Source organism: Streptomyces huasconensis, from assembly GCF_021028635.1.
Taxonomy (GTDB): domain Bacteria; phylum Actinomycetota; class Actinomycetes; order Streptomycetales; family Streptomycetaceae; genus Streptomyces; species Streptomyces huasconensis.
This window is the reverse complement of record NZ_CP086119.1, coordinates 6,229,515-6,247,603: the sequence shown is the minus strand read 5'-3', so window position 1 is coordinate 6,247,603 and position 18,089 is coordinate 6,229,515. Positions and strand designations below refer to the sequence as shown.

The window sequence follows — 18,089 nt, the reverse complement described above, 5'->3', positions numbered from 1 at the left end:
CACCGATAGCTGATGGTTCGTCAGTTACTGTTCGTCCGGCTGGCGGCCCGGTGGCGGGTGCCGTAGACGGTGGCGGCGACACCGCCGACGAGCACGGCGAGGGCCGCGGCGCCGATGCCGATCAGGCCGTCGGAACCGGTGTGCGCCGACTGAGCACCGGCCGCCTCCTGGCCTTGCCGACCGGCCGCAGCCGAGCCGGGCCGGGCCGGGCGAGGTTTTCGAAGGTTCACGTATGTCCACCGGGGCGCAGCCGGTGGTAGTCCACGCCGGGTGCCGTACGGGTTGCCCGGGCGCGGCGGCGCAGGGGCTCGGCGAGTGCGGCGGCCCGGATGACGTCCCGCTGGACCGCGAGGCGGCTGCCCTCGGGGATCGGCATCGTGCGCCGCAGGCGCCCGCTCAGCGCGAGGTCCTGGAGGAACTGGGTTGCCTCGCGGACGGTCCACGGCCGCACCTGTTCCGTGGCCACCGCCTGTGCGGCCGCGGGCCGGCGGCGCCAAGTGCTCTCGCCGGTCAGCTCGTTGTCGTACAGCAGGGCGAAGTCCCGCCGCACCACGGGCATCTGGCGACCGAGCTGTTCGTCCTCGACCACCGTCAAGTTCCGCAGGAGCCGCTGCACGGGCGCCGTCGAGGAAGCGGGCGAGAGTACCTGCCTGACAGTGGCCCGGGGGTCGGCGACGTAGGTGTGCGCTGGCTGGCCCTGGCGGACTGCCGTTGCCGTCCAGGTCGGCAGGATGCACCGGGCAAGGATGCTGCTTCCCAACGGCCGCTCAGACGGAGTTGAGCACATCAACTCCTATCGAGAATAAGGTAGTTGCTTCGAAGAAGCTCAAGAGACCCCGTGTGTGCGCAAAACGCACAGCAGCCGAGACGGCCGGGGTCGGCACCGACTCTACTGCACATGGCGTGACATGCAACACTCGTTGCATGTCACGCCGTCTCGCATGAAGGAGCAAGACCGGGAATGGCACACCACACGGAGGCACACGGCACGACCTACGGAGCGTCCCGCACGCGGCGTGCGCGACCGTTTCGCTTCCGGACCATCGTGGGCACGTGTTCGATCGCGGCGCTCGCACTCCTGACGCTGTCCAGCTCGGTGGCACCCGGTTACTCCACACCCATGTCCCAGGCGACCGCCGTCAGCGGCGCCTTCTCCGGGGCCGACACCCCTGGTGCCGGCCTCGCCAGGCCGGTGATCACCCGACCCGCCGACCACTCCACCGTGGCGGCCGGTCGGCAGTCCAGCCAGATCGGCTTCGGTGGCACCGGCGAACCCAAAGCGACCTTGTCCCTCGAGTACCGTAAGGCCGGTGCCGCCTCCTGGAAGTCGCTGAACAGCTTCACCGGCCTCATCGACCCGGACGGGAAATGGGCCGATATCGCCCGCTTTCCCGCCGGGGCACTGGCGGATGGCCTCTTCGATTTCCGCGTGACCCAGAAGAGCGGCCGGCACCAACGGACCTCCGCCCCCGTCACCCTCACCACCAAGCTGGGCGTCCAGCCCGCCATGTTCACCACTCCGCGCGAGGGTACTTTCCTGTCCAACCACTTCTGGCTCTCCTTCGGCGGTATCGGCGAGCCCGGCGCGCGGATCTCCCTGAGCTACGGCCCGAACCGCACGCCCATGCCACTGAAGTCCGGCGGACGCGTGAACGACGACGGCATGTGGTCCGCCTCAACGTCGAGCAATGCTGTGCCCACCGGTGTGCATGACATCTACGTCACCGAAGACGCCGCCTCCGGCCACGAGGACAAGCGCACCATCCGCATCATCACCGATCCATACGCGTCACAGCTTCAGTGGAACGCGGACGCCACAACCGCCCGCGTGCGGGCCGGTGGTGTCATGCGGCTCAATGGATGGACCAACTCCCTTCAGAGCATCGGCAACGTGGACATCCAACTGGTCACTCAGGGGCAACGGTTCTCACTCGGACAGGTCGCCACCACGGCGACCGGGTCGTCCGCGATCTTCGACAAGAGGGGCGTCCCCGTGCCGACAAGTGTGCCGCTGGGCATGGCGAATCTGGTGGTGTCCGAACCGAAGAATCCCGACAACTACGACAGCGTCCCCGTCGAGATCCTGCCCGCACTGCCGATGAAGCTGTCGCTGACGTCAAAGAACGGTGTCCAGGGGCCTACGTTGACCGGCTCCGGGCAGCCCGGCGCGTCCGTGCAGTTCCGCAGGGCGGATGGGACGTGGGTGACAGACGAGTGGACACACATCGACGACGACGGCTCCATCAGTCACGTCTACAACAACCCCTCGCGCAAGGCGGACTGGGACTGGGCCCACCTGACCGCCCGACAGCACTTCCCCGATGGAACCAGCGGTCCCGAGATCACCGTGCCCGTCACCTTGCCCACCCCGGACATCTCCTCCGTCACCTGGAGCGACTCCAAAGTCGTCGTCAAGGGCAAGACCCTCGGCGACAGCGAGGCCAAGGGCACCGTCCAGGTCCAAGCGGCGGACGGCACCTGGTTCGACGCCGGAGGCGCCAGCGCCAACGGGTCCTTCAGCCTGTCCCTGGACCCGTCCCGGCTCGGCGACACCTTCAAGATCAGGCTCCAGGACGACTGGACCAAGCGGGCCACCCCCGCGAGCGTGGCGCAGCAAACCCCCCGCCCCGAGGCCACGCCGCGGTCCGCTCCCACTCCGGAAGCCACGCCCGAGGCGACGACCCAGCCCACGCCCACGGATGCGTCTTCCACGCCGTCGCCGCGGGCCAGCTGACCAACGGGTTTCACCTAAGGCTACGAGCCCGTTTCAGCACCGGCCCCACCGCCCGGGCCACCGCCTGCGGCGCCCTGGCGATGGGGCCGGCCGCTCCGTCATTCCTGCGACACGGACCTCCGGGAAGCCCCTACCGACTACCGCAACCCAGAGGTCTGACCGGTATGTCCAAGCACTGACTCACCGACCCACGGACACGCCCCAGCAGTCCGACAGGCGGTTCGAACAGGGGCGAAGGGCGCCTGACAGAGGACAGAACCGCAACTCAGGCGCCCTTCCCGGCAGGCTCCAGAATCGCCACGCACTCCGCATGATGCGTCATCGGAAACTTGTGACGATTGAGCGGGGCAAGAGAACATGCAAGTCAGAGCCTCAAATGAGCGTCATGGCAAGGGCGGACCCGCCTGTCCAGCAGGCGCTGACTGCCACGCGGTTCGCCTTTTGTAACGGCCGGCCGGTGCGACGCCCACAGTAGCCCCCGTGCCTGGCACCGTCTGCTAAGCCGGATGTACTCCGTACCTGTCCGCCCAGGCCTGCGTCCGGGGCTCCGACCCTGTTCCACCCGTCAGGAACCGGTCCCCTTCCTGCGCAGGGCCTGCGGCTTGTGGACGGCGCTACCGCCGGACTTCTCGCTCTTCACCTCGTACTGCGGTTCTTCCTTCGAGGCGTCGACGGTGCGTCCTGCCGCCTCGGCGCGTTCCGTGATCTTCTTCTTCACTTTCCCCGAAACGGTCTGACCGTGACTGTTCCAGGAGACGCGATCGCCCTTCTTGAACTTCTCGCTCTTCACCACGATCCACCTGCCTTTACTCGGCTCCCCGGCACACCTGATCCCCACTCTCCCGCTTCTCGCGGCCGGTCGCATTCCGGCGGACCCCTGAGCGGAGGCGACGGTCAGTGGATCTCCACGCCACCCTCGTTCGTGTGCACGGTCACGGTGTGCTTGCCGTCGCGCTTCCACGGCAGGGTGATGTGCGGCGTCCCGGTCTTGCTCTGTGCCTGGATGTAGTAGCCGGCGTGGGGCGGCAGGGCCAGGTCGACGCTGCCCCGGTCGGTGGTGACATCGGTAGTGGTGGGGGCGGTCGCGAATGTGGCGCGGACTTCGCCCTGCTCTGTCCTGGCCTCGAAGGCGGTGGGCCTCGCGTTCTTCACGTCGACCTGGCCGCTAGAGGTATGCAGCACGAGCGGGCCCCGCGGGCCGGTGAGATCGATGGCACCGGCATCGGTGGTCAGGGCCAGGCGTCCGGTGAGGTCACTCCCGGTGATCTGCCCCGGGCCCGAACTGACCTCGGCGGCGAGGGCGGCGGGCAGGGTGATGTCCAGGTTCAGGGAGCAGTCGTCGCCGCAGGAGCCGGTGACGGTGGTCGTCTTGTCCGAGGACTTCACGGACACCTTCGGCGGGGTGTCCGCGTAGTCACCGGTGGCCGTGACGTGGATTTTGGAGCCACGGCCGGCGTGCAGCGTGACGCCGCCGCGGGTGTCGACGCGCAGCAGGGTGCCGGAGGCGGCGTTCGCGGTGTGGGTGGAGGAGTACTTCTCGTGGGCGGGCAGGGCCTTGGTGACCAGCCAGGCCCCGGTGCCGGCGATCACGACGAGGACGGTCAGGCCGACGGCCAGGATCCAGCGGTTCTTGCGCGTTGCCATGTCTTTCATGCTCCCAAGTAACGTAGAACGGCGAGTACACGGCGGTGTTCGCCGTCTTCCGGATGCAGCCCGAACTTCACGAAGATGCTGCGGATGTGTTTTTCGACGGCGGCGGAACCGATGAACAGCTCCTTGGCGATGCCGGTGTTGGACCGGCCCTCCGCCATCGCGGCCAGCACGTCCCGCTCACGGGGCGAGAGCGTGGCCATGGGGTCCTGACGGCGGCTGCGGGCGAGCATCTGCTTGACCACCTCCGGGTCGAGGACGGTCTCCCCGGCCCGGACGCGCTGTAGGCCGTCGACGAACTCGTCCGCGTCGGAGACCCGGTCCTTCAGCAGATAGCCGACGCCGCTGGTGGCGCTCTCGATGAGGTCGACGGCGTAGCTCTGCTCGACGTACTGGGACAGCACGAGCACCCCGGTCTCCGGCCAGCGGTTGCGGATGACGAGGGCGGCGCGCAGGCCCTCGTCGACGAAGGTCGGCGGCATCCGTACGTCGATGACGCAGACGTCGGGCCGGTGCTCGGCAGCGGAGCGCAGCAGCGCCTCCCCGTCCCCGACGGCGTCGACGACGTCGATGCCGGCTTCCCGCAGGAGCAGGACGATGCCTTGCCGCAGCAGGGCGGAGTCCTCGGCGATCACTACGCGCATTGCATTTCCACTTCGATCAGGGTCGGTCCACCGGGCGGGCTGGTGACGCGCAGTCGGCCGTCGATGCCGGAGACCCGGTCGGCCAGGCCCGCGAGTCCACCGCCCGGTGAGACCTTCGCCCCTCCGACGCCGTCGTCGCCAATCGTGACGGCCAGCCGGTCCGTGGTGCGCCGGATGCGCACCCAGGCCTTCTTCGACCGCGCGTGCTTGGCCACGTTGGTGAGGGCTTCGGTGACGACGAAGTAGGCGATGCCCTCCACGGTCGTCGACGGCCGGGGCGTCACGTCCACGTCCACCTCGACCGGGATCGGCAGCCGGGCGGCCACGGCGGACAGGGCGGCGTCCAGACCCCGGTCCGTGAGGACGGGCGGGTGCAGTCCGCGGGTGAGATCGCGCAGTTCGTTGATGGCCTCCTGGGCGCTGGCCCTGGCCTCGTCCACCAGCTCGAGCGCCGCGTCCTGGCCGGAGCCCTTGAGCCGGGAGCGGGCCCGGCCGAGCGTCATCGCCATGGCGACCAGGCGCTGTTGGGCGCCGTCGTGCAGGTCGCGTTCGATGCGCCGGCGTTCGGCCTCGGCGGCGTCGACCACGCGGGCCCGGCTCTCCGTCAGGTATTCGACGCGCTGGGCCAGTGTGACGTCGCGGGGCAGCGCGAGGAGGGTGCGGGCGAGCAGGACGTCGGCGGCGAGCAGTCCACGCACCACCAGCGGGGCGAGGATGGCCCACAGCACCAGCGTGACCGCGGAGACCAGGAGCGCGGTACCGAGGTCGCCGACCGTGAACAGGCCCAACGAGGCTGACCCCGAGGGGAGTTGGGCATAGTAGGCGGGCAGGATCACCAGAGCGAGCGGGACGCCCCACACCAGCGCGCTGCCGAGCAGGGTCACCAGCGACCAGGGGGCCAGCACCCCGAAGTAGGCCACCAGGTGCCAAGTCGACCGGCTCCTGGCGAGCGCCGCCGCCGAGGCGAGCAGCGGTCCGGACAGTGCGGGACGCGGCTGCGGCGGGATGTCCAACTCGCAGATGGCGGACCAGCGTTGGCGCTCGGCGGCGCCGAGCAGATGCAGCGCCCGGCCCGCGAGTATCACCAGCGGTACGCCGACAAGCCCGGCCGGCACCAGGCAGACCGCGACACCGAGCGCGGTCAGCACGGCCAGGCCAGCCACACCCATCACCGCGTCGGTGGCCAGCTGGACGCTCGCCCGCCACAAGTACGGGGATCCCAGGGCCCGGTAGGGATTCGGCGGCAGGGACGGGCCCTGCGGTGGTGCCATCGGTGGTGCACCGGCGATCACGGGGTCACCCGATTCCGACCGGTGGCCGGCTTCGTGGGTGTCGGCCAGAACCATGCGGCCCTCCTCGACTGACGATTCCTGAGTACACCGGGACGGTAGCGAGGCTGTGGCCTGGGCCGATACGAGGACAACCGACGAGTCGGGGGTAGGGATAACCCACCCCCGGTTCGTGGGTGCACGTGACCGACAGGGCGGCGCCCAGTCGACCAGAGTGGTCCTCATGACGAAGCAGAACACGGCAGTTGAGGGCGGCACGCTGATCGCGGGCGCCCGCCACGAGAGCAACGCCCCGGCCGAGCCCGCTTCCCGTGAGGAGCTGCTCCGGTTCGTCGACCGGTACGGCGATCTGATCGACGACCGGGTCGCGGAGATCGTCGACGAGACCGTCGATGTGGCGATCGCCACACGTGCGGCCCGCCGACGGCGGCTGTCCTGGTTGCGGCTCTGCATGGTCGTCGCGGCTCTGTGCGGGGTGTCGGTACTGCTGCGGGACGCTCCGTACGCGGTGGCCGCGACGTGGCTGGCGGGCGCAGCCATCTGTGGGCGCGGCTCCGGGAGTTGAGGCCCGGAGACGGCCGGGCACCGCGGCCGGTCACGCACCGGATCACACCGCGGGCTGCAGCTCGGGGCGGCCGGTGAGGATGCCCTGGAAGACGTCGGCAAGGACCTGACTGGGGTCCACGCCGAGTTCCTCGGCGAGCAGCCGACGCCCTTCGTGGTAGACGGCGATGGCCTCGGACTGCCTGCCGCAGCGGTGCAGGGCGAGCATCAGCTGGGCCCGCACCCGCTCGTGGAACGGATATCTGGTGACCATCTTGAGCAGCTCAGGCACCAGATCGGTGTGTACTCCGAGCGCGAGATACGCCTCGATACGGCCCTCCCGAGCAGCCATCCGGGCCTCTTCGAAGCTGGCCGCCTCCTCGCTGATGAGGTGTTCCGTGCCATCCGCGAGTGCGTTTCCCCGAAACAGGGAGAGCGCGTTGCTGAGATACTTCGCCGCGAGCCGGAAGCGGCGTTCCGCCAGTGCGTCGCGCCCCATTCGCGACAACCGTTCGAAATCTTTCCAATCACACGAAGCATCGCCGATGGACATTGCGTATCCATGTCCCCGACGTGATATCGACACCTGGCAGTCCAGGGATTTCCTTAACCGCGAGATGTACGTGTAGACCTGGGCGTCGCACGTCTTCGGCGGTCGGTCACGCCAGAGCAGGTACCCGAGTCTGGAAACGGTGACGACCTGACCTTCGGCCATCAGAAGCGCTGCAAGCACAGTCTTCGACTTGGCCCCGCCGAGCTGTATTGCGTCGCCATTCGACAGGGCGTCGATCGGCCCCAGGATGCGAAAATTTATCGTATCCACTGTATTACCCCCTGGTGCATTCCATGTGCAGGGCGTTGCACCGCTAAGCATCGTACATGAAACCGCAGGTCACCCGGCCGCGAGTTCAGTATTGAACTAACCAAGAGTAATTATGCGTATCCATGGAAACACATTGCGGTTTCTTTGCGCTTCGCCCGGAACCCGGAGGGCGCGGAGCCCCTCGCGACAACCGGCGAATACCAAAAAAACACGGGCCGCGCCGAGAGTTCCTCGGTGCGGCCCGTGCCATGCCAGGGTCGAAAAAGGGGGTCAGGAGCCGCCGAGCCGCGGATCCACCATGACCTTGGCGTGCCGGCCCCCTGCGGACAGCTCGGCGACGGCGTCGGCCAGGCCGTCGAGTCCGGTGCGGCCCGTGATGACGACGCCCGCGTCGATCCGGCCGTCGGCGATGTCCCGCAGGGTCTGCCGGTACTCGGCCGGGCTGCCGCCGAACGAGCCGCGGATGTCCAGCTCCTTGTGCGCCACCACCCCGGCGTCGACGGTGTCGGGCCGCAGACACACTCCGACCACGACGACGGTGGAGCCGGCCGGCGCGCCCCGCACCACCTGGTCGAGCATGCCGGGCGCGCCCACGCACTCGAACAGCACGGCGTCGCGCACCTTCAGGCCGCGGTACTCGGCGGCCATCCGGTCCATCGTCCCCGTGACCACTCCGAGCGAACTCCAGCGGTCGTACGGCGACTCGACCGCGGGGTCGATCAGCACATCCGCGCCGAGGCGTTCGGCGAGCGCCCGCCGCTCCGCCGAGAAGTCGACGGCGACCACGGGCCCGTGCCCCTGCGCCTTCAGTACGGCGACGACACCGAGGCCGATGGGCCCAAGGCCGAGGACGACCGCCACGTCACCCGGGCCCATGCCCGAGCGCCGGGCCGCGCGCGTCGCCACGGAGAAGGGTTCCGTCAGGGCGGCGACCTCGGCCGGCACTCCGCCCGGCACCGCCATCGTGAACGCCTCCGGCAGGATCATGTACTCGCCGAAGCCGCCCGGGAACGCCGGGGTGTAGCCGATGATCCCGGAGCCCTGCGGGCCGAACCCGATCGGCGGTCCACAGACCGTCGCGCCCACCGGCAGCGCACGCACGGTGCCGGGGCCGTAGTCGACGACCTCGCCCGCGAACTCGTGGCCGAGCACGATGCCTTCACGAATGTCGTGCGGGGTTCCGCCCGTGCGGCGCATGATGTCCATGAACGCCTCCGGGTCGTCGAGCGCGTGCAGGTCCGATCCGCAGATCCCGCAGGCCAGGGTGCGCACAAGGACCTGTCCTGCCTGCGGTACGGGATCGGGGACCTCCTCGACGACGAGGGCTCCGTCACGGGTGATCGCGGCGCGCATGGGCGTACTCCTTCCTCCGCCGTGCTCTTCCTCGTCCGGTCAGCCGTCGGCGCGCGAACCGGCGACCAGCTCCCCCACCAGTCCGGCGATGGACTCGATCGTCGGGTGGTCCCAGGCCAGCGTGGCCTCCACCTCGATGTCGTACTCGTCCTCGATGTCGCCGACCAGGGCCAGCGCGTACACCGAGTCGAGGCCGTACTCGACGAGCTTGCCGTCGGGTGCGATGCCGCTCGCCGGGACGTCGAGGTAGAAGGCCACCTTCTCGACCAGCCAGTCGACGACGGCCTGGTGCTTGGCGGTGGCGGCGGAGGGCTGCTGTGCGGTGGTCATCGGTGCTCCAGGGTCAAGGTCGTGGAAGGGTCGGACGGTTCGAGGGATCGGGCGAAGGCGACCAGCGCCTCGGTCACGGCGGCCGGCCGCTCCTGCTGCACCCAGTGGCCGCAGCCCGGCAGCAGGACGAGATCTCTCAAGTGCGGCACCCAGCGCCGGAGTTCGGTCTCCAGGTGGGCGGGGTCGAGGGCGCGGATGACGAAGTCGTCCGCGCCGGCCAGATACAGCGCGGGCACCGGGATGCGGGCCTTGGCGAGGGGGGCGGTGAGCTCCCAGTTGGCGGTGAGGTTGCGGTACCAGTTCAGGCCGCCGGTGAAACCGGTGCGGCCGAACTCCCGGACGTAGACGGCGATGTCGTCCGCCGTCAGCCAGTCGGGCAAAACGCCGGAGTCGGGGTAGATGTCGAGCAGAGAACCGCCCCGCGGGACCACCGGATCGACGGCGGGGGCACCGCCGGAGGTGCCGCCCAGCATGCGGCGGAACGTCGCGGGCAGGTCCCGGACCAGCTCCTCGTCCGCGAGGCCCGGGGTCTGGAAGTACAGCATGTAGTGGCGGTCACCGAAGGCGCGGCGCAGGGCGGGCAGCGGGGGCAGGCCGCTGCGCGGGCGGTAGGGGATGCTCAGGCCCGCCACCCCGCGCACCCGGTCGGAGCGCATCAGGGCGGTGTGCCAGGCGACTTGGGAGCCCCAGTCGTGGCCGGCGACCACGGCGCGCTCGACGCCCAGCGCGTCGAGGAGAGCGACGACGTCGCCGACCAGGTGGTGGATGGTGTAGGCGTCGATGCCCTCGGGGCGGTCGCTGCCGCCGTAACCGCGCAGGTCCGGGGCGACGGCGTGGAAGCCCGCCGCGGCGAGCCCGGTGAGCTGGTGCCGCCACGAGTACGACAGCTCGGGGAACCCGTGCAGCAGCAGGATCAGGGGGCCTTCGCCGGCCTCGGCGACGTGGAAGCCGCGGCCTCCCGCGCGCAGGGTGCGGTGGGTGATCTCAGACACGCCCCGCCACCTCTCCGTACGCGTCGGTGCCATCGGTGTCATCGGCGTCGTCATACGTGTCGTCGTCATACGTGTCGTCGTCGAAGCCCATCAGGCGGGCCAGCTCCGCGGCGTCCATCAGGCGCAGCCGAGCGACGGGGGCGTCCGGCTCCGCGGCGGACTGGTCGGCCGCGCGGACGAAGAGGTCGGCGAAGCGCCGCACGGTGTCCGGGTCGAAGAGGTCGACGTCGTAGCGGAAGTCGACCGACAGCGTCTCGGCGCTCTGCCGGATGTTCACGGACAGGTCGAGCTGGCCCTCCGCCTGCGGCAGCGGGCACGGCGCGAGCACGAGACCGGCGTACTCGATGGCGTCGCCGCCGCTCTCGCTGTCGAGGAGCAGCCGCATGAGGGGGTCCGGGGCCGCGGTGCCGATCATGTTGAAGGTGATCTGGCACAGGGAGGCGCCCGAGCTGCTGCGCGGGCGGTTCGCGGTGCGGGTCAGCAGCGAGAAGGGGTAGCCCACCCCGGCGATGCCCGCGCGGACCTGGGCGTCGGCGGCCACGGCCGCTTCGCGGAACGTCGTCGTCGGGCCGAACTCGGCGCGGAAGACGAGGGTATTGATGAAGTTCCCGACGACCTCGCGCAGGGCCGGCGCCATGCGGGTGGTGGTCGGGCAGCCGACGAGGAAGTCGTTCTGCCGGGTGTAGCGGTGCAGCAGCCCCTGGAAGGTGCCGAGCAGGTAGGAGAAGAGGGTCACGCCGCAGGTGCGCGCGGCCTCCCGGAGACGGGCCACCAGGGGTGCGTCGAGGTCGATCGTGTGGGTCGCGCCGACGCCCGAGCGGTGCGCGGTGCGGGGCCGGTCGGTGGGGATCTCGGCGGGGGCGGCGCCGTCGCAGCGGGCGTGCCACTGGGCGGCGAGCCGTTCGCCACGGGGCGAGGCAAGGAGCTTGGTCTCCTTGGCGACATAGGCGTCGTAGTCGCCGGGTACCGGCGCGAGGCCCGCCTCGCCACCGGCCGCGATGCGGCCGTGGGCGTGGACCACGTCGCGCAGCAGCAGCCAGTTGGAGGTGGCGTCGGTGCCGATGTGATGGCCTGCGACGAGGAGGACGGCGTCCGTGGGCGTACGGCGCAGCAGGACGAACCGGAACGCGCCCCTGGTGGCAAGATCGAACGGCTCGTTGAGGGCGTCACGGACGGCCCGGTGCAGCTCCGCGTCGTCGGCTCCCGGTACCTCGCGCACCTCCAGGCGCGGCGGCGCGGGCGCCGTGTGGAGCCTTACGGGGTGTCCCTCGTGCCGGATGAAGGCGGAGTCGGCCATGGGGTGGCGGCGGACCGTCGCGGCGACGGCATCGGCGAGGACCGCCGTGTCGAGCGCGCTGCGCACGGCCAGCGCGACCCCGGTGTGGTAGGCGCTGCTCAGGGGCGCCAGCTCGTGGAGGAACCACAATGCCTGCTGTGCGTGCGAGAGCTGATGGTAAGTCGGCATGGTCGTCTTTCTGTCGGCGCCGCCGGCGGCCGGTCGGTTCGGGTCGGTGGGGAACGCGCTCATCGCCGCTGGGCTCGCCTCTGCCCAGGCTGCCGGAGTGATCTATACGGCGGCCATATCGTCGGCGTCGGCGGCCCGTTCACCGGCCGGTGAAGGTGGGGATCGCGCCGTCGAGGAAGGCGTCGATGCCGATGCGGTGGTCCTCGGTGGCGAAGAGACCCGCGAACTCCCGGCATTCGACGCCCATTCCGGTCTCCACCGGGGTGCCGAGGCCCTCGTCCACGGCCCGCTTGGCCGCGGCCAGGGCCGCGGTGGGCCCTTGGGCGAACTCCTCGGCGAGGCTCCGGGCGGCGCGGTCGACGTCCTCGTCGTCGACCACTTCGTCCACCAGGCCGATGTCCAGGGCCTGGTGGGCGGTCAGGGGGCGACCGGTGAAGATGAGCTTCTTGGCCTGGCCGGGGCCCACCAGGCGGGGCAGCCGCTGGGTGCCGCCGGTGCCGGGGATCAGGCCGAGCCGGATCTCGGGCAGGCCGAGCAGCGCGCCACGGCCGGCGATCCGGTAGTCGGCGCACAGGGCGATTTCCAGGCCACCGCCGAGGGCGTATCCGCTGATCGCGGCCACCACGGGCTTGGGGATGGCGGCCATGGCGCTGAACCCGGCCTGCAGTCGCCCGGTGTGGGCGCGGACCTCTGCCGTGGGCCGGCCCGCCATGCCGCGCAGATCGGCGCCGGAGGCGAAGACCCGCTTGCTGCCCCGCAGGATCACGGCCCGTACGGCGTCGTCGCGGCCCACGTCGTCGGCGACCGCGGTCATCTCCCCCGGTACGGCCGGATCCACCCCGCTGACCTTGGGGCGCACGATCCTGATGGTCGCCACCCGGCCCTCCTTCTCGGCCCGGACGAATACCGCCACTGTCCTTCCCCTCCTGTTGTCGCTGCCCTTGTGCCGCTGTCCTGCTGTCACGCCAGTCGGCGGCCGACGAGATCGAAGCCGTCGCGCCGCTCGTGACGGTGCAACAGCTCACGGGCGATCTCCTCGTGTGCCGCGTCGGCTCCGGGTACCGGCGCGAGCCGCAGCCGGGCGGCAAGCCGGCCGAGTACGCCGGTGAGCCAGCCGGGGTCGCGCAGGAAGGCACCGGCCTTGTCGGTGTTGTGCCGCCAGACGCCGACGCAGGCGGCGGCCGCGAGCAGTACGGCGTAGCGTTCGGCGAGCTCGAAGCTGCCGGGTCCGGCCAGCGGCGTGCGGTCACGTGGCGCCAACGCGTCGCACCGGGCGGCCAGTTCGCGCAGCTCGGCGGTAAACCGGCCGAGCAGCGGGCCGAGGACGGGCTCGCCGCGCAGCTCGGCCTCCGCGGCGAACAGGGTCGCGATCAGCGGGTCCTTGCGGCCCGCGGTGATGGCCAGGCGGCCGAAGTCCAGGTCGGGCAGCGGGCCGTCGAGGTCGAAGAGGCCGGCGGGCGCCGGGACGTCGTCGGACAGCCATGCGCGGCGGGCGAGCCGGGGCAGCTGGGGGATGATCGTCGCCAGGCAGACCGTGCCGCCCGCGTGCACCAGCGAGGCCACCGGCAGGTCGCGCAGATGCTTCTGGAACACCGCGTGCGGACCCTCGCGCAGGAACGAGCGCGCCCCGAGGACCACCGCGAGGGAGTCCACCGCGTCCCGCATCAGCAGCGGCACGAGGAACTTCACGGCGGCCGCGTACACGCTGGTCTGCTCGGGCAGCAGATGCAGCGCCCTGCACACGGTCGTGGCGAGGCAGTCGGCGGCGAGCAGGTCCAGGAAGACGCCGGTCAGGACCGAGCGGGCGTGCGGGATCTCGATGACGGTACGGCGGTACAGGCGCCGCTCCGTCGCGAAGTCGAGGACGGTGCGCAGCTGTTGGTCGAGGGTGCCCACGGCCGCGCCGGGCAGCACGGCCCTGGTCACCTGGAAGGCGCGCAGTACGGTCTCCATCGCCTCCCCGAGGTCGCCGGTGACGGTGTCGACGGGCAGCGGGCAGTCGCGGAACTCAAGGCCGCCCAGGTACATGGCGCGCACACCGCTGGTGCGGTAGCGGGGCAGGAAGCGCAGCCGGTCACGGGGTGCCGTGGCGGAGTCCATCAGCACCAGGGAGTGGCTGCGGCTGCCGGGAGCCTCGCTGGTGCGGGCCAGGACGGTCACCGCCTCGGCGCGCGCGATGTTGTTGATGATCTCCTTGCGGCCGTTGAGAACGAGCTCCTGGCCGCGCACCTCGGCGCGGAAGCCGGTGCGGGTCACGTCGTTGCCGGTCGACATGTCGGTGTACGCGGCGGCGATACGGCCGTTGCGCAGCAGGACGTCGGCCAGCCACCGGCGCTGGTCCACTCGCCCCGCGGCCCACACGTTCACCGAGCCGACCAGGTTGCTCGCTCCGTGCCCGAGGCCCAGGGCGATGTCGCGGCGGAACAACGGGCGCAGTACGCGGGCCAGCTCGTCGGCGCGGGTGAGTCGCCCGCCGAGCTCGCCCGGCACGAACTCCGCGCCCAGGCCGTAGGCGTCCAGGGCACGTTCGCCGGTCGCCAGGAGGTCGCCGCGCTCGTCGGCGGCGATGAGCGCGGCGAAGCCGAGCGGGTTGTCCGGGTCGCCGGGGTCGCCGAGGGCGGCTTCCAGGGGCGCGGGATCGTGCAGCCGGGAGTGGACCGATGCCGCGGTGGGCGGGCGGGGAATCGTGGTCACGCGCTCACCTTCAGCGGGTGGTGGAGGAGGGAGGGCAGCTGCCCGGACTCGTGCTGGGCGATCAGGGTCGGCACCAGACGCTCCAGGACGTCGTCGCCGGCGTCGGGCCAGGAGGTGCCGAGGTGGTCGAGGACCCGGGCGAGCACGGCCTCCAGCCAGCGGCCGTCCTGCCACAGCTCGGCCGTGTACCCGGCGTCCGCACCCGCTTCGGCGACGGCCTGCCGGTTGCGCAGCCACAGGTGGACGGCGGCCGAGGCCGCGAAGCACCAGGCGTACCGCTCGGCGAGGGTGAACGCGGACGCCGGTACGTCGACGGCGGTCGGCCGGTAGCCGTCCAGTTCGGTGGCGAGCCCTTCGGCGGCGGCAAGGACACCCTCGGCGCGGCGTGCCACCGAGGCGGGCAGCTCGCCCCGCGCGGCGAGCGCGGACAGCTCCTCCACACCCGGCGCCAGTGCCTGGACGACGCTGCAGCCGGTGCGCGGCAGCAGGGACAGGCTGTCGCGGTCGAAGTCGGGCAGCTCGGCGGCGAGCGTGGTGGCGGCCCCGAGTCCCCTCTCGTCGACGGTGCCGCGCCGCCACTGCCGGGCGAGGAGCGGGAACAGGTTGATCAGGGCGTGCAGGTTGACCACGGTGTTGCCGTCGAAGATGCCGACGATCCGGTGGTCACGTTGCAGCTTCTGGAACCGGCCGTGTTCGTAGGTGTCCCCCACCAGCAGGGAGCGCGCCCCGAGCACGGTGGAAAGGCGGGCGACGACCCGGTCGACGAGGGTCGGCACGAAGTACTTGGTGACGGCGGACACGGTGGCCAGTTCGCCGGTGAGGGTGTGCAGGGAGCGGCCGGCGACGAGGGTCGTCGCCTCGGCGAGCAGCACGTCGGCGTACGACTGGGCCAGCAGCCTGCGCGTCTGCGGCAGGTTGGCGAGCCGGTCGCCGTAGGCGTGCCGGTCGAGGGCGTAGCCGGTGGCCAGCGTCAGGGCGTGGTCGGCGGCGCCCAGGGACAGGGCGGCGCACAGCGTCCGGGTCAGTTGCAGGCTCTTCAGGACGATTTCGCTGCCCTCGCCCTCGGCGCCGACCAGCGCGGCCTCCGGGATCTTGGTGTCGGTGAAGGCGATCCCGCTGATGTCGGCGCCCCGGATGCCGTGCAGCCTCACCTGCGGCAGCGGCCGGTACGCGCTCCGGTCGAGGCGCTGTTTGTCGACCATCAACAGGCTGAAACCGCGCGGCCCTTCGGTGTCCTTGGTGCGGGCGAGGACACAGATCAGCTGGCCCCGGTTGGCGTTGTTGATCAGCCACTTCTCGCCGTCGAGGCGGTAGTGGCCGCCGTCCCGGCGCGCGGTCACCTCACCGGCGAGCAGATCGCTGCCGTGGTCCCGCTCGGTCAGCCCCCAGGACACCACGGCCCCGTCGGCCACCCGCGCCGCGGTCTCCCGGATCTGCCGGGCGTCGCCGCCGACCCAGACGGAGACGGCGCCGAGGAAGGTCTTGCCGTGGGCGACGGCGACGGTCAGATCACGCCGGGCGACCGCCCGCATCAGCTGCAGCACCTGCTCGTAGGAGCGCAGTTCACCGCCGTGGAGGTACGGGACGTACTGCCGGTGCAGGCCAAGCAGGTCCAGTTCCCGGCAGATCTCCAGCGGGAACTCCTCGCGGTCGTCGAGGGCCCCGCAGCGGGCGTACGAGAACAGACGGCCCTCGTCGGTGGGGTCGCCGAGACGCCGGTCCAGTTCGGCGGCGGCGAGATAGGGGGCGTGTCTCACGCGGACCGTCCGGGAGCCTGGGCGGCCGGTGCCGCTTCCCGGAACTCACGAAGCAGCGGGGCGTCGAGGTCCTCGTAAAGACCCGGCAGTGAGCCGTCCGTGAACAGCTCCCGCATGTGGGAGCGCCGGATCTTGCCGCTGGTGGTGCGGCGGACCTGGCCGGGCCGCAGGAAGACCACGCCGCCGACGCGGATGCCGACGCGCTCGGCCAACGCACCGCGCACCGTGCGGGCCAGCTCGGGCAGGTCCGCGGCGGAGGACCCGCGCGGGCGCATCTCCTGCATCACGACGACCCGTTCACCGTCGGCGGCGACCGAGCAGACGCTGCCCGCGAGCCCCTGGAACGCTTCGTGCAGGTCCTGGACCTCGCGCTCCAGGTCGTGCGGGTAGAGGTTGCGGCCGTTGACGACGAGCATCTCCTTGACCCGGCCGGTGACGAAGAGTTCGCCGTCGCGCAGGGCTCCGGTGTCGCCGGTGCGCAGGTAAGGTCCTTCGCCCTCGGCGGTGCAGGCGTGGAAGATCCGTTCGGTGGCCTCGGGGTTGCGCCAGTAACCGTCGGCGACGCTGTCGCCGCGTACCCAGATCTCGCCGACCCGGCCGTCGGGCAGCGTCCGCCCGGTGTCGGCGTCGACGATCCGCACGGTCATGTCGTTGACGCGGCCGCTGCTGACGAGACGGGCGCCCTCGGCGTCGGCGGGCAGGGCGCGGAGCTCCTTGCGGGCCAGGGCGTCGGCGTCGACGGTCGCGAGGACCGGGGCACGGTCGGGGCGCGTACCGGTGACGAGGAGGGTCGTCTCGGCCATGCCGTAGCAAGGGTTGAAGGCGTCCAGGGTGAAGCCCGCCGACGCGAAGCGTTCGGCGAAGTTCAGCAGGGTGCGGGCGCTGACGGGTTCGGAGCCGTTGCCCGCGTTGCGCACCCGGGACAGGTCCACGCCGGCGAGCTGCTCGTCGGTGACGCGGCGTACGCACAGGTCGTAGGCGAAGTTCGGGGCGACGGTGGTGGTGATGCGGTACGTGTCGAGCAGCCGCAGCCACAGGTGCGGGCGGCGCAGGAAGTCCATGGGCGTCATCAGGACCGTGGTCGCGCCCAGGTGCAGCGGCAGCAGCAGCTTGCCCATGAGGCCCATGTCGTGGTGCTGCGGAAGCCAACTGCCCATCCGGGAACCGGAGTCGAGGCTGAAGGCGTGGGCCATCTCGCCCACGTTGTGGGCGAGCGAGCCGTGCGTGACGCGCACGCCCTTGGGGTCGCTGGTCGAACCGGACGTGTACTGAAGGATGACGAGGGTGGCGGCGTCAAGGGCCGGCACCCGCCAGTCGGGCGCCTCGGCCAGGTCGAGGGTGTCGGTGGCGACGCAGGGCACGTCCTCGGCGTCGGCCTCCGCCAGAAAGGCGGTGATGGAAGCGAGTTCACCGGAGGTGGTGAGCACGAGCCGGACGTCGGCGTCCCGCACGATCCCGGCGGACCGGGTGTCGTGGCCGCGCTGCTGCCCCGGCATCGGGGACGGCACGGCCACCACACCGGCGTACATGCAGCCGATGAGCACCTTCACGAACTCCAGGCCCGTGCCGTACAGGAGCATCACCCGGTCGCCGACTATGCACCGCCCGCGCAGCCAGGCGGCGACCTTGCGTGCCTCGCGGTCGAGTGCGCCGTACGTCAGGGTCTCCTCGACGGGGCTGCCGTCGGGGTGCCGGACGAAGACCACGGCCGGCCGGTCCGGAATGTCCCGTGCGTGTGTCTCGAGCCGGCCGACAAGGTGGTCGGGGCTCATGACGTGGTCGGGGCGCACGAGGGCGTCGCGATCGTCGCTCATG

The 18,089-nt window shown here is 71.0% G+C and carries 17 protein-coding genes; 2 read left to right on the top strand and 15 right to left on the bottom strand.

Features of this window, described 5'->3' with window-relative positions:
* Positions 1–20 precede the first annotated feature (20 nt).
* Both J2N69_RS28235 and J2N69_RS28230 read right to left on the bottom strand, forming a co-directional pair.
* The gene (locus J2N69_RS28235; protein ID WP_230903196.1) at positions 21–230 is read right to left on the bottom strand and encodes a hypothetical protein; all 210 of its coding nucleotides are present in this window, start codon (positions 228–230) and stop codon (positions 21–23) included.
* Positions 227–595, bottom strand: a complete 369-nt coding sequence (locus J2N69_RS28230; protein ID WP_230903195.1) for a hypothetical protein — start codon at positions 593–595, stop codon at positions 227–229. Before J2N69_RS28230 ends, J2N69_RS28235 begins: the two co-directional genes overlap by 4 nt.
* A gap of 366 nt (positions 596–961) precedes the next feature.
* Here J2N69_RS28230 and J2N69_RS28225 point away from each other — a divergent pair, with 366 nt between their 5' ends.
* Positions 962–2,734 carry an Ig-like domain-containing protein gene (locus J2N69_RS28225; protein ID WP_230903194.1) on the top strand — a complete coding sequence of 591 codons (1,773 nt, stop codon included), beginning with the start codon at positions 962–964 and terminating at the stop codon, positions 2,732–2,734.
* A gap of 565 nt (positions 2,735–3,299) precedes the next feature.
* Here J2N69_RS28225 and J2N69_RS28220 read toward each other — a convergent pair.
* The 4 genes from J2N69_RS28220 to J2N69_RS28205 all read right to left on the bottom strand — a co-directional run bounded on the left by J2N69_RS28220 (position 3,300) and on the right by J2N69_RS28205 (position 6,374).
* Entirely contained in the window at positions 3,300–3,524 is a 225-nt protein-coding gene (locus tag J2N69_RS28220) for a hypervirulence associated TUDOR domain-containing protein (protein WP_408056817.1), read from the bottom strand.
* Positions 3,525–3,628: 104 nt separating this feature from the next.
* Positions 3,629–4,378: a DUF4097 family beta strand repeat-containing protein gene (locus J2N69_RS28215; protein ID WP_230903192.1), complete on the bottom strand. Its 750-nt coding sequence runs from the start codon at positions 4,376–4,378 to the stop codon at positions 3,629–3,631.
* A gap of 5 nt (positions 4,379–4,383) precedes the next feature.
* Positions 4,384–5,028: a response regulator transcription factor gene (locus J2N69_RS28210; protein ID WP_230903191.1), complete on the bottom strand. Its 645-nt coding sequence runs from the start codon at positions 5,026–5,028 to the stop codon at positions 4,384–4,386.
* A complete protein-coding gene (locus J2N69_RS28205; RefSeq protein ID WP_230903190.1) occupies positions 5,019–6,374 on the bottom strand; it encodes a sensor histidine kinase in 1,356 nt (451 codons plus the stop codon). The genes J2N69_RS28210 and J2N69_RS28205 overlap by 10 nt, the downstream gene beginning before the upstream one ends.
* A gap of 166 nt (positions 6,375–6,540) precedes the next feature.
* Here J2N69_RS28205 and J2N69_RS28200 point away from each other — a divergent pair, with 166 nt between their 5' ends.
* On the top strand, positions 6,541–6,882 hold the full coding sequence (locus J2N69_RS28200; protein ID WP_230903189.1) for a hypothetical protein: 342 nt from the start codon (positions 6,541–6,543) through the stop codon (positions 6,880–6,882).
* 42 nt (positions 6,883–6,924) lie between these two features.
* Here J2N69_RS28200 and J2N69_RS28195 read toward each other — a convergent pair whose 3' ends face one another.
* The 9 genes from J2N69_RS28195 to J2N69_RS28155 all read right to left on the bottom strand — a co-directional run bounded on the left by J2N69_RS28195 (position 6,925) and on the right by J2N69_RS28155 (position 18,088).
* The gene (locus J2N69_RS28195; RefSeq protein WP_230903188.1) at positions 6,925–7,683 is read right to left on the bottom strand and encodes an AfsR/SARP family transcriptional regulator; all 759 of its coding nucleotides are present in this window, start codon (positions 7,681–7,683) and stop codon (positions 6,925–6,927) included.
* A gap of 270 nt (positions 7,684–7,953) precedes the next feature.
* The gene (locus J2N69_RS28190) at positions 7,954–9,036 is read right to left on the bottom strand and encodes a zinc-binding dehydrogenase (protein ID WP_230903187.1); all 1,083 of its coding nucleotides are present in this window, start codon (positions 9,034–9,036) and stop codon (positions 7,954–7,956) included.
* A gap of 39 nt (positions 9,037–9,075) precedes the next feature.
* A complete protein-coding gene (locus J2N69_RS28185; protein ID WP_230903186.1) occupies positions 9,076–9,366 on the bottom strand; it encodes an acyl carrier protein in 291 nt (96 codons plus the stop codon).
* Positions 9,363–10,358 (bottom strand): alpha/beta fold hydrolase, encoded by a 996-nt coding sequence (locus J2N69_RS28180; RefSeq protein WP_230903185.1) that lies wholly within the window; start codon positions 10,356–10,358, stop codon positions 9,363–9,365. Before J2N69_RS28180 ends, J2N69_RS28185 begins: the two co-directional genes overlap by 4 nt.
* Positions 10,351–11,823, bottom strand: coding sequence for a condensation domain-containing protein (locus tag J2N69_RS28175; protein ID WP_230903184.1), 1,473 nt, complete (start codon positions 11,821–11,823; stop codon positions 10,351–10,353). Before J2N69_RS28175 ends, J2N69_RS28180 begins: the two co-directional genes overlap by 8 nt.
* A 139-nt stretch (positions 11,824–11,962) precedes the next feature.
* Positions 11,963–12,736, bottom strand: coding sequence for an enoyl-CoA hydratase/isomerase family protein (locus J2N69_RS28170; RefSeq protein WP_272595846.1), 774 nt, complete (start codon positions 12,734–12,736; stop codon positions 11,963–11,965).
* A gap of 47 nt (positions 12,737–12,783) precedes the next feature.
* Complete coding sequence (locus tag J2N69_RS28165; protein WP_230903183.1) at positions 12,784–14,517, bottom strand: acyl-CoA dehydrogenase; 1,734 nt, start codon at positions 14,515–14,517, stop codon at positions 12,784–12,786.
* Positions 14,514–16,274, bottom strand: a complete 1,761-nt coding sequence (locus J2N69_RS28160) for an acyl-CoA dehydrogenase (RefSeq protein ID WP_230903182.1) — start codon at positions 16,272–16,274, stop codon at positions 14,514–14,516. The genes J2N69_RS28165 and J2N69_RS28160 overlap by 4 nt, the downstream gene beginning before the upstream one ends.
* Complete coding sequence (locus tag J2N69_RS28155) at positions 16,271–18,088, bottom strand: fatty acyl-AMP ligase (protein WP_230903181.1); 1,818 nt, start codon at positions 18,086–18,088, stop codon at positions 16,271–16,273. Before J2N69_RS28155 ends, J2N69_RS28160 begins: the two co-directional genes overlap by 4 nt.
* Position 18,089: the final 1 nt, after the last annotated feature.

Excerpts from the sequence above, each read along its gene's own strand:
- J2N69_RS28185 (WP_230903186.1), bottom strand. The coding sequence starts at position 9,366 with ATGACCACCGCACAGCAGCCCTCCGCCGCCACCGCCAAGCACCAGGCC.
- J2N69_RS28205 (WP_230903190.1), bottom strand. The coding sequence starts at position 6,374 with ATGGTTCTGGCCGACACCCACGAAGCCGGCCACCGGTCGGAATCGGGT.
- J2N69_RS28190 (WP_230903187.1), bottom strand. The coding sequence starts at position 9,036 with ATGCGCGCCGCGATCACCCGTGACGGAGCCCTCGTCGTCGAGGAGGTC.
- J2N69_RS28225 (WP_230903194.1), top strand. The coding sequence starts at position 962 with ATGGCACACCACACGGAGGCACACGGCACGACCTACGGAGCGTCCCGC.
- J2N69_RS28210 (WP_230903191.1), bottom strand. The coding sequence starts at position 5,028 with ATGCGCGTAGTGATCGCCGAGGACTCCGCCCTGCTGCGGCAAGGCATC.
- J2N69_RS28175 (WP_230903184.1), bottom strand. The coding sequence starts at position 11,823 with ATGCCGACTTACCATCAGCTCTCGCACGCACAGCAGGCATTGTGGTTC.
- J2N69_RS28155 (WP_230903181.1), bottom strand. The coding sequence starts at position 18,088 with ATGAGCGACGATCGCGACGCCCTCGTGCGCCCCGACCACGTCATGAGC.
- J2N69_RS28215 (WP_230903192.1), bottom strand. The coding sequence starts at position 4,378 with ATGGCAACGCGCAAGAACCGCTGGATCCTGGCCGTCGGCCTGACCGTC.
- J2N69_RS28200 (WP_230903189.1), top strand. The coding sequence starts at position 6,541 with ATGACGAAGCAGAACACGGCAGTTGAGGGCGGCACGCTGATCGCGGGC.